We start from the raw sequence: 14,165 nt of genomic DNA, 5'->3' as shown, positions 1-14,165 counted from the left end.
GGCGGATGCAGGTCGAATATCTCAGCGCCTTCAACGTCGTACTCGGCGTGCTTACCCGCTTCTGGCCGGTCTGGATCGCTCTCGCCCTGGTGATGGGGGCGAGCTTCGGCTACAAGAAGAAGCTAGGCCTTTACGGCCAGCTTTTCGACAGCGGCGTCGGCATCGTCGGCGTCGGCATCTGCCTGTTCTGGCTGTTTACGGCGATCTTCGCGTCGACCATCTCGCCCTTCGATCCGCTCGCCCAAGTGCCGATCATGAAGGACGCGCTGCCGGGCGCAATCGAGCCGGCGTCGAAACTTGTATACTATTTCGGCGGCGACAAGCTCGCCCGCGACGTGTTCTCGCGCATGGTCTATGGCAGCCAGATCGTGCTGATCATCGCGCCGGCGGCGACCGGTTTTGCGCTGATGGTCGGCATTACGCTCGGCCTGCCGGCCGGCTATTATGGCGGCAAGATCGATACGGTGCTGTCCTTCCTCGCCAACCTTGTGCTGGCCTTCCCGGTGATCCTCCTGTTCTACCTGCTGGTGACGCCGGGCATCATGGACACGCCGATCCCCTACGCGATGGCAGGGCTGTTCTTCCTGTTTCCGATCATCTTCTTCAGTGTGCTGTTCTGGACGCGCTACAAGAACCGCCCCGACCGCCTCTATATCCTGCTTGGCCTGACGTTGGTACTTGGCGGCTGGATCTATGCAGGCCTTGTCTTCGATGCCGATCCGTTCAAGATCATCCACATCGATCCCAACCAGCTCAACATCTTCGTGGCGGTGGTGTTCGCCTCCAGCCCCGGCGTGTTCCGCATCGTGCGCGGCCTGGTCATGGATATCAAAACGCGCGACTATGTTGCGGCGGCACAAACGCGCGGTGAATCGCCCTGGTACATCATGCTGTGGGAGATATTGCCCAATGCGCGCGGGCCGCTGATCGTCGACGCCTGCCTGCGCATCGGCTACACCACGATCCTGCTCGGCACGCTCGGCTATTTCGGGCTGGGACTGGCGCCGGAAAGCCCGGACTGGGGCACGGCGATCAAGGATGCCAGCCGGCTGCTGCGCTCCTTCATCCACCCGGCGCTGCCGCCGACGATCGCATTGATGTCGTTCGTGCTCGGCCTCAACCTCCTGGCGGATTCGTTGCGCGAACAGTCTATGAAAGATTGATGCCGGGAAGATCGATGCCGGGTTCGGCCCGACATGCCTGAAGAACAAGGATTGGAGCGACCCATGAATGAGGCAGTTCGAAATCCCGCCAAGCCGACCAATGGGCCGACCAATGGGCCGATCATCGAGATCGAGAACCTGTCGATCTCCTTCTTCACCCGCAAGGGCGAAATCCCGGCGGTCATGGATTTTTCCTGCACGGTCATGCCCGGCGAGGCGATGGGTATTGTCGGCGAATCCGGCTGCGGCAAGTCGACCGTGTCGCTGGGCATCATGCGCGACCTCTCCAACATCGGAAAGATCGTTGGCGGAAAGATCAAATTCCAGGGCAAGGACATGGGAGAACTGTCCGACGAAGAACTGCGAGCTATCCGCGGCAACAAGATCGCGATGATCTACCAGGAACCGATGGCCAGTCTTAACCCGGCGATGAAGGTCGGCCAGCAGCTGATGGAAGTGCCACTGATCCACGACAAGGTGTCGAAGGACGAAGCTTACAAACGCGCCTTGGAAATGGTGCGCGCGGTGAAGCTGCCGGATCCCGAGCGCATGATGCGTTCCTACCCGCACCAGCTTTCCGGCGGCCAGCAGCAGCGCATCGTCATTGCCATGGCGCTGCTGTCGAAGCCTGCGCTGCTTCTGCTCGACGAGCCGACCACAGCGCTCGACGTGACGGTTGAGGCCGGCATCGTCGACCTGGTCAAGGGGCTGGGCGAGAAGTTCGGCACCTCGATGATCTTCGTGTCGCACAATCTCGGCCTGATCCTGGAGACCTGCGACCGCATCACGGTGATGTATTCGGGCGAAGCGGTGGAGACCGGCAAGATCAAGGACGTCTTCGACCGGATGCGCCATCCCTACACGCAAGGCCTGTTCCGCTCGATCCCGCTGCCGGGCGCCGACAAAAATTCGCGGCCGCTGATCTCCATCCCGGGGCAGTTGCCGCTACCGCACGAGCGGCCGAAGGGCTGCAATTTCGGCCCGCGCTGCCACCATTTCGTCGAGGGCGTCTGCAACGCCGCCGAAATTCCGATGATCGCGGTCGAAGGCCATGACGGGCATTTCTCGCGCTGTGTGCGCTTCAACGAGATCGACTGGGAGGCGCTGCCACCCGGCGCCAAGAAGGTCAACGAGCGGGTGGTGCCCGGTGCGCCGGTGCTCCAGATCGAAGACCTCCGGAAGTACTACAAGGTCGGCGGCAGCGAAGTGTTCGGCTCGAGCGAGGGCCGTGTCGTCAAGGCCAATGAGACGATCTCGTTCATGGCGCGCGAATCCGAGACCGTCGCTATCGTCGGCGAATCCGGCTGCGGAAAATCGACCCTGGCCAAGGTGCTGCTCGGCCTCGAAACGGCAAGCTCCGGCCGCGTCAAGCTCGGCAACAAGGAGATCCAGTCGACCGGGATCGAGAAGCGCAGCGTCGACACGGTGTCATCGATCCAGATGGTGTTCCAAAATCCGTTCGACACGCTCAATCCCAGCCATTCGGTCGGTTCGCAGATCATCCGTACGCTGGAAAAGTTCAATGTCGGCGACTCGGTGGCCGACCGCCGCAAGCGGATGCTGGAATTGCTCGACCTGGTGAAGCTGCCGAGGGCATTCGAGACACGCAAGCCGCGCCAGCTTTCAGGCGGCCAGAAACAGCGCATCGGCGTTGCGCGTGCCTTTGCCGGCGACGCCAAGGTGGTGGTGGCCGACGAGCCGGTCTCGGCACTGGATGTGTCGGTCCAGGCCGCGGTGACCGAGCTCTTGATGGACATCCAGCGCAAGAACAAGACGACGATGCTGTTCATCAGCCACGATCTGTCGGTTGTGCGCTACATCGCCGACCGCGTCGTCGTCATGTATCTCGGCTATATCGTTGAGCAAGGCACGACCGACCAGATATTCGCGCCGCCCTATCACCCCTATACCGAGGCATTGCTGTCGGCGATCCCGATCGCCGACACAAGCGTGGTCAAGAAGCACGTCGTGCTGGAGGGCGACATCCCTTCGGCGATGAACCCGCCGTCCGGCTGTCCGTTCCAGACGCGCTGCGGCTACAAGAAACTGGTGCCGGACAACCTTTGCGAAACCAAGGTGCCGCCAGTCAAAAATCTCGGCGACGGCCATATGAGCTTGTGCTGGCTGTCCGACGACGTGCTGGCGAAAATGGAGCCGGTGATCAAATTCGACAAGGAGCACGCCGCAAATGAGGGCGTGCCGGATGATGCAAACCACGGTGTTGGCCCGGGCTTTGCCGGAGATCCGCCCAAGCGCCCGCATGGCAAGACTGGCAGCGTTGAAGCCGATGCCGAGGGTCAGGCAGTGGAGAATGCCGAAGCGGTCGCCAAAGCCCGCCGTCACGAGGTTCGCGACGAGGTTTCAGAGACCGGCACCTCAAGCTCTGCCGACAGCCAGGTGGCACCAATCATGCCGCCGACTGTCGGCGACGGCCGACAGGCCGAGGACGCCACGCGCAAGCCGCGCAAACCCAAGGGCGGCTGAGAGCCGTTAATAGGCTAGGGCGCGCATTGCCGTAGCTGCGCGGCGTAGTCCTGCGCCATCTGTTCGGTGGCATGCGCATAGCGCTGCACGTCGGCGTCGCCGCGATTGCCGCGCTTATAGGCATTCCAGCCGAGATAGTAGGCGAGATACAGATTGTAGGTGTCGTTGCGGGCGACGCCGAGGGTCTCGGCGGTCTTGGAATGATACCAGCCGACGAAATCGACGGCATCGGCAAACCTGGTGCGGCGCGCCGCCCAGCTGCCGGTCTCGTTCTGGTATTGCGCCCAGGTGCCGTCGAGCGCCTGCGAGAAGCCGGTGGCGCTGGAGATATGTTTCCAGGGAATGAAGCCCAGCAGCTTGGTGCGCGGCGGCCTGGCGTTGCTCTTGAAGCCGGATTCCTTGCGCACCGTCGCCATCAGCACGGGAACCGGCACGCCGTATTTCTGCTCGGTGCGTTGTGCCGCCGCCTGCCAATTGTCGAACCAGCCGTCATTCTGGTCGAAAACGGCGCAGACATCGTTGATGTGGTTCGGCGGCGTCGCGCAGGCCGAAAGCGCCAGCGGCACGGCAATCGCTACAATTTTACTAAAACTCAACCTACGCATTGCAAGAGCATTAGGCCGAAAACATAAAAGGAATCTTGCTGCGTTCCTTAACGGCTCATCGGCCGCTTTGCCTGACGCGGAACAAGTATAACCATTCCGACGTTTGTTGTCGCTTTTACCGATGTGAAATTCCCGGAATGCCGCCTTGGCTAAAATCACGCCCGCAGGTGGCGGATTCTTGACAGCTCGATCCTCGTGCCGGCGCTTTGATGCGCGGCATGAGCGAACCAAGACGCAAGCGCGGCGCCGAGCGAACCAGCAACAGGGGACCGACCGCCATCCCGCAACTGCCGTTGCGCCGCGTCACCAATCCCTATCCGCCAATGGCGATGCTCTCGGCCGACCAGATCGAGGCGATCCACCAGGCGTCGATGCATATCCTGGAGAATTTCGGCATCGAGGTGATGAGCCCGCGGGCGCTGTCGCTGTTCGAGAAGGCCGGGGCCAAGGTCGATCATGCAACGATGAACGTCCGCATCGATCGCGGCATGATCGAGGAAGCGCTGAAGACGACGCAGTCCAGCTATACGCTGACGCCGCGCAATCCCGCCCATGCCGTCCACCTCGGCGGCAATACCATCAACTTCACGCTCGTCGCCGGGCCGCCGAATGTGCACGACATGGAGCGCGGCCGCCGTGCCGGCAATTTGCGCGATTATTCCGATCTCGTCCGGCTGGCGCAGCATTTCAACTGCATCCACATGCTAGGCAACCAGGTCTGCGCGCCGGTAGAATTGCCGGCGAATTCCCGTCATCTCGACACCTATTTCGCCAATCTGACACTGACCGACAAAAGCTTTCACGTCTCGGCCATCGGCCGCGGCAGGGCGCTCGACGGCATCGAAATGATGGCAATCGCGCGCGGACTGACGCTTGACGAGATGCGCGACGATCCCGGCGTCACCACGATCATTTCGGTCAATTCGCCGCGCCGCTTCGACGAGATGATGGCCGAGGGGCTGATGACGATGGCCGAGTTCGGCCAGTCGGTGGCGGTAACGCCATTCACGCTGATGGGGGCGATGAGCCCGGTGACGCTTGCCGGCGCGCTCGCCCAGCAGAATGCCGAGGCGCTGTTCGGCGTGGTGCTGACGCAGCTCGTCCGCCCCGGAGCGCCGGTGATGTATGGCGCCTTCACCTCCAATGTCGATATGAAATCGGGAGCGCCGGCGTTCGGCACGCCTGAAAACACCAAGGCGAATATCGCGTCCGGACAGTTGGCGCGGCGTTACAACCTGCCTTATCGCACAACGCCGGGCTCGGCTTCCAATGCCGCCGACGCGCAAGGCGCCTATGAGACGCTGATGGCGCTGTGGGGCGCGGTGCTCGGCCATGGCAACCTCGTCTACCATGCCGCCGGCTGGCAAGAGGGCGGACTGACAGCGTCGTTCGAAAAGTTCATCATCGACGTCGAGATGATCCAGCACATGATGGAGTTTTTGCGCCCGATCGAGGTCAACGAGGCCGAGCTTGCTGTCGAGGCTCTGGGTGCGGTTCCGACCGGCGGCCATTTCTTCGGCGAGCCGCACACTCTGGAGCGCTACGCCACAGCCTTCTACCAGCCGATGCTGTCCAACTGGCAAAATTTCGAGGCCTGGCAGGAGGCTGGCGGGCTCGATGCCACGGCGCGGGCGACGAGGCTTTGGAAGAAGGCGCTGGAGGACTATGTCGAGCCGGTGATGGAAGTCTCCAGGCGCGAGGCGCTTGAGACGTACGTGGCCAAGCGCAAGGAAGCGATCGGGCAAAGCGAGCCGTGATGATCGAAGGCTCGCGCTCGTGGGGCTCCTCCCCGAATTCATCGTTCCCATCCAACTCGTTGACGTCAGAGAGAATCCCATGAAATCGCATGCAAAGGTCGTGGTTATCGGCGGTGGCGTCGTCGGGTGCTCCGTGCTGTTCCATCTGGCCCGGCACGGCTGGACAGACATCGTGCTTCTGGAGCGCGATGAATTGACCTCCGGCTCGACCTGGCACGCCGCCGGCGGCATGCACACGATCAATGGCGATCCCAATGTCGCCAAGCTGCAGAAATACACAATCTCGCTCTACAAGGAGATCGAGGAACTGTCCGGCCAGGCGACCGGCGTGCATTTGACAGGCGGCGTCTTGCTGGCAGCGACGGAGGCGCGGCTCGACTGGCTGCGCGGCGTCGTCGCCAAGGGCCGCTATCTCGGCATCGAGCTCGAGGAGATATCGCCTGATGAGGCGGCCGAGCTGATGCCGTTGCTCGATCCCAAGCAGTTCGTCGGTGCCGTGCGCAACAAGGAGGACGGTCATCTCGATCCGTCCGGCGTTACCCATGCCTACGCCAAGGCGGCGAGGAAGCTTGGTGCCGAGGTCGAGCGTTTCACCAAGGTCGAGGACATTGTGCGGCGCGCCGACGGGTTGTGGCGTGTCATCACCAACAAGGGTGAGGTGGTGGCCGAGCATGTCGTCAACGCCGGCGGCCTGTGGGCGCGTGAGGTCGGCCGCATGGTCGGGCTGGAGCTGCCGGTGCTGGCGATGGAGCACATGTACCTGATCACCGAGGACATGCCGGAAGTCGCCGCCTGGAACCAGAAGACTGGTTCCGAAATCATCCATGCCGTGGATTTCGATGGCGAGCTGTATTTGCGCCAGGAGCGCGGCGGCATGCTGATGGGCACTTATGAAAAGGCCAACAAGCCTTGGTCCGAGTTCCAGACGCCATGGAATTTCGGCCACGAGCTGCTCGAACCCGACATCGACCGGATCGCGCCGTCGCTGGAGGTCGGCTTCCGGCATTTCCCGGCCTTCCAGAACACCGGCATCAAGCAGATCATCAACGGGCCCTTCACCTTCGCACCGGACGGCAATCCGCTGGTCGGGCCGGTGCGCGGCCTGCCGGGGTTCTGGGTGGCCTGTGGTGTCATGGCCGGGTTCTCGCAGGGCGGCGGCGTCGGGCTGGCGCTGTCGAACTGGATGATCGAAGGCGATCCCGGCGCCGACATCTGGGCGATGGACGTTTCGCGCTACGGCGACTGGGCCACGATGGCCTATACCAACGCCAAGGTGCGCGAGAACTATTCGCGGCGGTTTTCGATCCGCTTCCCGAACGAGGAACTGCCGGCTGGGCGACCGCTCAAGACGACGCCGGTCTATGATCTGTTGTCGGCCGAGGGCGCGCAATGGGGCGTCGCCTATGGGCTGGAAGTGCCGCTGTGGTATGCGCCCGAAGGGGTCAAGGACGAATTCTCCTGGCGCCGCTCGAGCGACTTCGAGCATGTCGCGAAAGAAGTGGAGACGGTTCGGCAACGCGTTGGTCTGTCGGAAATCTCGTCATTTGCCAAATACAGAGTGACCGGCGCGGGTGCAGCAACCTGGCTCGACCGCTTGCTGGCCTGCAAGCTGCCAAGGCCCGGCCGCATGACGCTGGCGCCGATGCTGAAGGAAGACGGCAGGCTAATCGGCGATTTCACGCTGGCCAATCTCGGCGGTCCAAATTCTGCATGTAAGGATTGGTTCCTGGCCGGCAGCGGTGTCGCCGAGCAGTACCACATGCGCTGGTTCGAAGCGCACCTGCCGAAGGACGACTCTGTTAGCATCGAGGCGCTGGGAGCAAAACTCACCGGCTTATCGATCGCCGGGCCGAGCGCGCGGAACCTTCTTGAAAAGGTCACACGATCTGACGTGTCGAATACGGCCTTTCCGTTCATGGCCATCAGCAGGATGGATATCGGCATGGCGCCGTGCCTGGTCGGGCGGGTCAGCTACACCGGCGACCTCGGCTACGAGATCTGGGTGGCGCCGGAATATCAGCGTGCCGCCTGTCAGGCGCTGATGGCGGCGGGCGAGGAATTCGGCATCGGCCTGTTCGGCTCGCGCGCGCTCAATGCATTGCGGCTCGAGAAGAATTACGGCTCATGGGCGCGCGAATACCGGCCGATCTATGGGCCGCTGGAGGCCGGCCTCGACCGCTTCGTCGCCTACGGCAAAGAGGCCGATTTCATCGGCAAGCAGGCGGCGTTGGCCGAGCGCAAGCAAGGCGGCAGACTGCGGCTGCGGGCCTTTGTCGTCGATACTGTCGATGCCGACGTCATCGGCGACGAGGCAATCTGGTACGGCGGTGCCGTGCGCGGTTGGGTCACGTCGGGCGGCTACGCGCATCATTCGAAAAAGTCCGTCGCCATCGGCTATGTGCCGAAAGAGATTGCCGACGAAGCCGACGGCTTCGAGATTGAGCTTCTGGGCAAACGCCACGCTGCGCGCATGCAGCCGATCCCGCTGTTCGACGCGAATTTCGAGCGGATGCGTGGGTGACGTTTCAGGCACCGCGGCGGTTGTCCAGCGCCAGGGCGCCGGCGCCGGCGAACACCAGATAGAGGAAGATGAAACAGAACGATATTGCCGCATCGCCGCCATTGTTGACCGGGAAGAAGTCGCGCGGCATGTGCGCCATGAAATAGGCGATCGCCATCTCGCCGCTGAGAAGGAATGCCACCGGCCTGGTGAAAAGCCCCAATACCAGCAGGATGCCGCCTCCGAATTCCAGGATGGCCGCGGTCAGCGATAGCCCGCTCATGGTGCCGGCATGGTCGCCGACGGGGAAATTGAACAATTTCTGGGTGCCGTGCTCAATGAACTGCAGCGCCGTCATGATGCGCAAGGCGGCAAGGGCGAACGGTTGATATCCGGCGAGGCCTTCGAAAAGCTTCATCTACGACTCCATTTTCACCTAGCCCGGCCATAGGTCATCGCCAAAGGCCGGACCATTCACATAGTCCGGCCTGCATTCAACTGTCGGTGAGTGAGTCGTGAGGCGTGCTGCAGCCTTGGGGCCGCACGATGGCGGCCCCGCGATCAGCGCGGCGTTAATGCCCGGGCGCTGTCAGAGCAAAGTGCGCGCCTTGCGGGTCTGTGCACTGTACGATCCAGCTGCCGCCGGGGACCTCCATCGGACCCATCAGGATCTTGCCGCCATTGTCGGTGACGCGCTTGGCTGCCGCGTCGATGCCGGGCACGTTGAAATAGAACTGCCAGACCGGCGCCGGGATCTGCTCGGGCTTGTTCATCATGCCGCCAACGGGCTCGCCGTCGAAGGCGAAAAGCTGGTAGACGCCCATCGGACCCATATCCATGGCGTCGCCCTTCTCCCAGCCGAACTGGCTGGAATAGAAATCGAACGCCGCCTTCCAGTCTGACGTGTAGAGCTCATGCCAGCCGATGTTGCCGGGGGTCGCCAACGGTAGCGGCGGCTGGTCGGGGCCGCTGGGCTGCAGGAAGTTGAACATCGCGCCTTGCGGGTCTGCAACGACGGCGAAGCGGCCGACGCCAGGAATGTCGTCGGGCTCGCGGTGAACCGCGCCACCAGCCTTCTTGAGGGAGGCCGTTGCGGCATCGACGTCCCTCGTGAGGATATAACCGACCCAGGCCGGCGGCATGCCCATCTTGCGCGCGTCATCGGGCAGCGTCATCAACCCGCCGACGCCGCGCTCGCCGACATTCATGACGATATAGCGCGGCATGCCCTGGGCCCCTTCGAAAGGCTGCCCCCTCCAGCCCACCACGGAGGTGTAAAACGCCTCGGCGGCGTCGAGATCGGTGGTCATCAGCTCGTACCAGAAGAAGGGCATGGGGGACTGTGGCATTGTCGTGCTCCTTGCGGTTTGTACATCGATCATGCGCGATCCATTCTAGGACGATCTTCACGACGAAAATCCGACAGCCAACCAAAAAAAGATGACGGCAAATTGGAAATGTTACCGGGTTGCGCGCCCTGCGGTTTTCGACTTTGCTCGTAGTCAACGAGGGGTTGTTGATCCATGCGCCGGATGTCGCTCACTTCCGAACTTGTCGCGCTGTGCCATCAGGAGGAGGCCGATCCCGGCCCCGATGGCAGCTGGACGCAGCTGACGGACGAAGACTTCAGGGCCCTTTGCCTTCGGTGATCAAAACCAACGCTAAGCTTACCAGGCTGACCACTCAGTCCAGCAACGGCAGTGCCGCTATGGCCAAGCTTCCCTGTCGGCGGCTTTGGTAACATGAGTATACTTGTCATGTTTAGTCGTGGCTTTTCAGCGGTTTGCGCAGAAAATTGACCAATTGATAAAAAATGAAAACGTGCTAGCCTTCCCCAAAACAAGAACATGGGGAACTGACGATGCCAGAAGGCCAGTTCAAGCAAGGCATTGCCGGCGGGCGGCTCTCGCCGGACCAATATGCCGACAATTTCGCCGACCTGCACCCGCCGCTCGATCATCACGAGGCGCTGGTCGAGTCCGACCGCTGCTATTTCTGCTATGATGCGCCGTGCATGAATGCATGCCCGACCTCGATCGACATCCCGCTGTTCATCCGCCAGATTTCGACGGGCAATCCGATCGGCTCAGCCAAGACTATTTTTGACCAGAACATTTTGGGCGGCATGTGCGCCCGCGTCTGCCCGACCGAGACGCTGTGCGAAGAAGTCTGCGTGCGCGAGGTGGCCGAAGGCAAGCCGGTGCAGATCGGTCGCCTTCAGCGCTACGCCACCGATGTCGCCATGGCCGAAAACAAGCAGTTCTACGAGCGCCCCGAACCGACCGGCAAGACGGTCGCCGTGGTCGGCGCCGGACCGGCGGGGCTTGCCGCCGCGCATCGGCTTGCCCGTCATGGCCACGACGTGACCATCCTGGAAGCCCGCCCGAAGCCCGGCGGCCTCAATGAGTACGGTATCGCCGCCTATAAAAGCGTCGACAATTTTGCCCAGGCCGAAGTCGACTATGTCACGTCGATCGGCGGCATCGACATCCAGAACGGCAAGGCGCTCGGCCGTGATTACCAGCTGTCGGATCTGACCAGGAATTACGATGCGGTGTTCCTCGGCATGGGGCTTGCCGGCGTCAATGCCTTGCGAGCGGATGGCGAGGAGGCGCCGGGCGTCAGCAATGCCGTCGAGTTCATTGCCGAGCTTCGCCAGGCCAGCGATCTGGCCAGCCTGCCGGTCGGCCGGCGCGTCGTCGTCATCGGCGGCGGCATGACGGCGATCGATGCGGCGGTGCAGTCGAAGCTGCTCGGAGCCGAAGAGGTGACGATCTGCTATCGGCGCGGCCCGGAGCACATGAACGCCTCCGAATTCGAGCAGGACCTGGCCGCTGCCAACGGCGTCATCATCCGGCACTGGTTGCAGCCGAAGCGGGTCATTGCCGACGCCGGCAAGGTGTCGGCGATCGAGCTCGAATACACCGCGATGGACGGCGACCGGCTCGTCGGCACCGGCGAGCGGCTGACGCTGACCGCCGACCAGGTGTTCAAGGCGATCGGCCAGAGCTTTGTCCCAGCTGCGCTCAACGGCAGCGGTGCGGAGGTCGCGCTGGAAGCCGGCCGCATCAAGGTCGATGCGGAAGGGCGCACCTCGCTGGCCAATGTCTGGGCTGGCGGCGACTGCATTTTCGGCGGCGATGACTTGACTGTTTCAGCCGTCGCGCAAGGCCGCGATGCTGCGGAGAGCATTCATCGGGCACTGACCTCGAACGGGAGGGCATGAGCATGGCAGACATCCGCAACAATTTCGTCGGCATCAAATCGCCGAACCCGTTCTGGCTAGCCTCGGCGCCGCCGACCGACAAGGCCTATAACGTCATCCGCGCCTTCAAGGCTGGCTGGGGCGGCGTTGTCTGGAAGACGCTCGGCGAAGAAGGGCCGCCGGTGGTCAACGTCAACGGGCCGCGCTACGGCGCCATCTGGGGCGCCGATCGTCGCCTGCTTGGCCTGAACAATATCGAGCTGATCACCGACCGTGACCTGCAGGTCAATCTGCGCGAGATCAAGCAGGTCAAGATGGACTGGCCCGACCGGGCGATCGTCGTCTCGCTGATGGTGCCGTGCGAGGAGCATGCCTGGAAGGCGATCCTGCCGGTGGTCGAGGAGACCGGCGCTGACGGCATCGAGCTCAATTTCGGCTGCCCGCACGGCATGTCGGAACGCGGCATGGGTGCGGCAGTCGGCCAGGTGCCGGAATACATCGAAATGGTGGTGCGTTGGTGCAAGGCCAATACCCGCATGCCGGTCATCACCAAGCTGACGCCCAACATCACCGACATACGCAAGCCGGCACGCGCTGCCCTTGCCGGCGGCACCGACGCGGTGTCGCTGATCAACACCATCAATTCGATCACCGGCGTCAACCTCGACAATTTCGCGCCGGAGCCGACGATCGACGGCAAGGGTTCGCATGGCGGCTATTGCGGCCCGGCGGTGAAGCCGATCGCCATGAACATGGTGGCCGAGATCGCGCGCGATCCGGAAACGCATGGCCTGCCGATCTCCGGTATCGGCGGCATCACCACCTGGCGCGACGCCGCCGAATTCATGGCGCTCGGCGCCGGCAATGTGCAGGTGTGCACGGCGGCGATGACCTATGGCTTCAAGATCGTGCAGGAGATGATCGCCGGCCTGGAAAACTGGATGGACGAAAAGGGCCATGCCTCGCTCGACGACATCGTCGGCCGTGCCACGCCCAACGTCACCGATTGGCAGTATCTCAACCTCAACTACGTCGCCAAGGCGCATATCGACCAGGATGCCTGCATCAAATGCGGCCGCTGCCACATCGCCTGCGAGGACACTTCGCACCAGGCGATCACCGCAATCGTCGACGGCGTCAGGCATTTCGAGGTGATCGAGGCCGAATGCGTCGGCTGCAATCTCTGCGTCAATGTCTGTCCGGTCGAGAACTGCATCACCATGGAGGCGCTGGCGGTCGGCGTGATGGACCAGCGCACCGGCAGGCCGGTGTCGCCGATCTATGCCAACTGGACGACGCATCCGAACAATCCGATGGCCAAGGTGGCGGCGGAATAGCATTGCGAAAAAAAGCGGCGTTCATGGCGCCGCTTTTTGACTTTCCTATTGCGGATAAAAGTTATCCACGATAATCTATATCCATGAACAGGAGAGCGAAATGAAGCTGGGCGAAGGCGTCGAAGCGGCCATCCACTGCGCCGCGATGCTCGCCGGCGTTGACGGCGCCGCGACCTTGCCAGGTGCTGCCATGGCCGAAGCGTTCGGGCTGTCGCCGAGCTATCTGCTTAAGCATCTCAACGCGCTGACTGCGTCCGGCATTCTGGAATCAGTGCCGGGGCCGTCCGGCGGCTATCGGCTAGCACGGCCGGCCGAGCGCATTACGCTGCTCGATATCGTGCTCGCTGTCGAAGGGCGCGAACCTGCCTTTCGCTGCGGCGAGATCCGCCAGCGCGGCCCAGCGAAGCTCGATGCCTCGGTCTATGTCAAACCCTGCGGCATCAGCGTAGCCATGCTGAAGGCCGAGCGTGCCTATCGCGCCGCGCTCGCCGACGCCCGGCTGTCCGACATCGTTGCAGAATACACGGCCGATGCCGATCCCCGTTCGGTCGCCGCGAACTGCGCCTTCGTCGAGCGCCATCGGCGGCCGCAGAAATCAAGTTCAACCAAGCAAGCATGAAAGGCTACAGACGATGAAACAGAGGCTGCAATTTTTCGGCGCGGCGCCGGAGATCATGAAGGCGGTGTCGGCACTCAACAAGGCGGTCGACGAATGCGGGCTCGAGGCGAGCCTGCTGCATCTGATCAAGCTCAGGGCATCGCAGATCAATGGTTGCTCCTATTGCGTCGAGATGCACAGCCGTGAGGCTAGGCGCGATGGCGAGACTGAGCAGAGGCTTTATCTCGTCTCGGCCTGGAAGGAATCGCCGCTATTTTCGGCACGCGAACGCGCCGCCTTTGCCTGGACGGATGCGGTGACGAAGATCGCCGAAAGCGGTGTTTCGGACGAACTCTATGTGCAGACGCTCGAGCATTTCTCGGAAGAGGAACTGGTCAAGCTGTCGGTTGCGCTCGGCATGATCAACACCTGGAACCGGCTTTGCGTTCCGTTCCATGCAATCCATCCGATGCCAGCGGTCATGGCCGCTTGAGGACCAGGCGCGCGGCCTTGGGC

At 62.6% G+C, this 14,165-nt stretch carries 11 protein-coding genes and 1 pseudogene; 9 read left to right on the top strand and 3 right to left on the bottom strand.

Annotated features, from left to right (window positions below; all coding sequences use genetic code 11):
- Positions 1-5: 5 nt before the first annotated feature.
- Both NKI17_RS34000 and NKI17_RS33995 read left to right on the top strand, forming a co-directional pair.
- Complete coding sequence (locus NKI17_RS34000) at positions 6-1,163, top strand: ABC transporter permease (RefSeq protein ID WP_023675848.1); 1,158 nt, start codon at positions 6-8, stop codon at positions 1,161-1,163.
- A 63-nt stretch (positions 1,164-1,226) separates the two neighbouring features.
- Positions 1,227-3,647, top strand: coding sequence for a dipeptide ABC transporter ATP-binding protein (locus NKI17_RS33995; RefSeq protein ID WP_023675849.1), 2,421 nt, complete (start codon positions 1,227-1,229; stop codon positions 3,645-3,647).
- 14 nt (positions 3,648-3,661) lie between these two features.
- Here the strand turns inward: NKI17_RS33995 and NKI17_RS33990 are convergent, their stop codons facing one another.
- On the bottom strand, positions 3,662-4,252 hold the full coding sequence (locus NKI17_RS33990; RefSeq protein ID WP_023675850.1) for a transglycosylase SLT domain-containing protein: 591 nt from the start codon (positions 4,250-4,252) through the stop codon (positions 3,662-3,664).
- A 218-nt stretch (positions 4,253-4,470) separates the two neighbouring features.
- On the opposite strand from NKI17_RS33990, the gene NKI17_RS33985 reads away from it, so the two are divergent.
- Both NKI17_RS33985 and NKI17_RS33980 read left to right on the top strand, forming a co-directional pair.
- The gene (locus NKI17_RS33985) at positions 4,471-6,009 is read left to right on the top strand and encodes a trimethylamine methyltransferase family protein (RefSeq protein WP_023675851.1); all 1,539 of its coding nucleotides are present in this window, start codon (positions 4,471-4,473) and stop codon (positions 6,007-6,009) included.
- A gap of 79 nt (positions 6,010-6,088) precedes the next feature.
- A complete protein-coding gene (locus tag NKI17_RS33980; protein ID WP_352907562.1) occupies positions 6,089-8,530 on the top strand; it encodes a GcvT family protein in 2,442 nt (813 codons plus the stop codon).
- A 4-nt stretch (positions 8,531-8,534) separates the two neighbouring features.
- Here NKI17_RS33980 and NKI17_RS33975 read toward each other — a convergent pair whose 3' ends face one another.
- Both NKI17_RS33975 and NKI17_RS33970 read right to left on the bottom strand, forming a co-directional pair.
- Entirely contained in the window at positions 8,535-8,927 is a 393-nt protein-coding gene (locus NKI17_RS33975) for a DoxX family protein (RefSeq protein ID WP_023675853.1), read from the bottom strand.
- A gap of 154 nt (positions 8,928-9,081) precedes the next feature.
- On the bottom strand, positions 9,082-9,858 hold the full coding sequence (locus NKI17_RS33970) for a VOC family protein (RefSeq protein WP_352757367.1): 777 nt from the start codon (positions 9,856-9,858) through the stop codon (positions 9,082-9,084).
- 174 nt (positions 9,859-10,032) lie between these two features.
- Here NKI17_RS33970 and NKI17_RS33965 point away from each other — a divergent pair.
- The 5 genes and pseudogenes from NKI17_RS33965 to NKI17_RS33945 all read left to right on the top strand — a co-directional run.
- A pseudogene (locus tag NKI17_RS33965) lies at positions 10,033-10,155 on the top strand (gamma-glutamylcyclotransferase); the annotation flags it as partial.
- Between the two features lie 215 nt (positions 10,156-10,370).
- The gene (locus NKI17_RS33960) at positions 10,371-11,735 is read left to right on the top strand and encodes an NAD(P)-dependent oxidoreductase (protein WP_352571783.1); all 1,365 of its coding nucleotides are present in this window, start codon (positions 10,371-10,373) and stop codon (positions 11,733-11,735) included.
- 2 nt (positions 11,736-11,737) lie between these two features.
- Entirely contained in the window at positions 11,738-13,051 is a 1,314-nt protein-coding gene (gene preA / locus NKI17_RS33955) for an NAD-dependent dihydropyrimidine dehydrogenase subunit PreA (RefSeq protein WP_352456221.1), read from the top strand.
- Between the two features lie 100 nt (positions 13,052-13,151).
- Positions 13,152-13,670 carry an RrF2 family transcriptional regulator gene (locus NKI17_RS33950; protein WP_352907561.1) on the top strand — a complete coding sequence of 173 codons (519 nt, stop codon included), beginning with the start codon at positions 13,152-13,154 and terminating at the stop codon, positions 13,668-13,670.
- A 13-nt stretch (positions 13,671-13,683) separates the two neighbouring features.
- Entirely contained in the window at positions 13,684-14,142 is a 459-nt protein-coding gene (locus tag NKI17_RS33945) for a carboxymuconolactone decarboxylase family protein (RefSeq protein ID WP_352907560.1), read from the top strand.
- Positions 14,143-14,165: the final 23 nt, after the last annotated feature.

The organism is Mesorhizobium sp. M0816 (genome assembly GCF_040320005.1).
Classification (GTDB): domain Bacteria; phylum Pseudomonadota; class Alphaproteobacteria; order Rhizobiales; family Rhizobiaceae; genus Mesorhizobium.
This window is presented reverse-complemented; position numbering and strand designations above follow the sequence as displayed.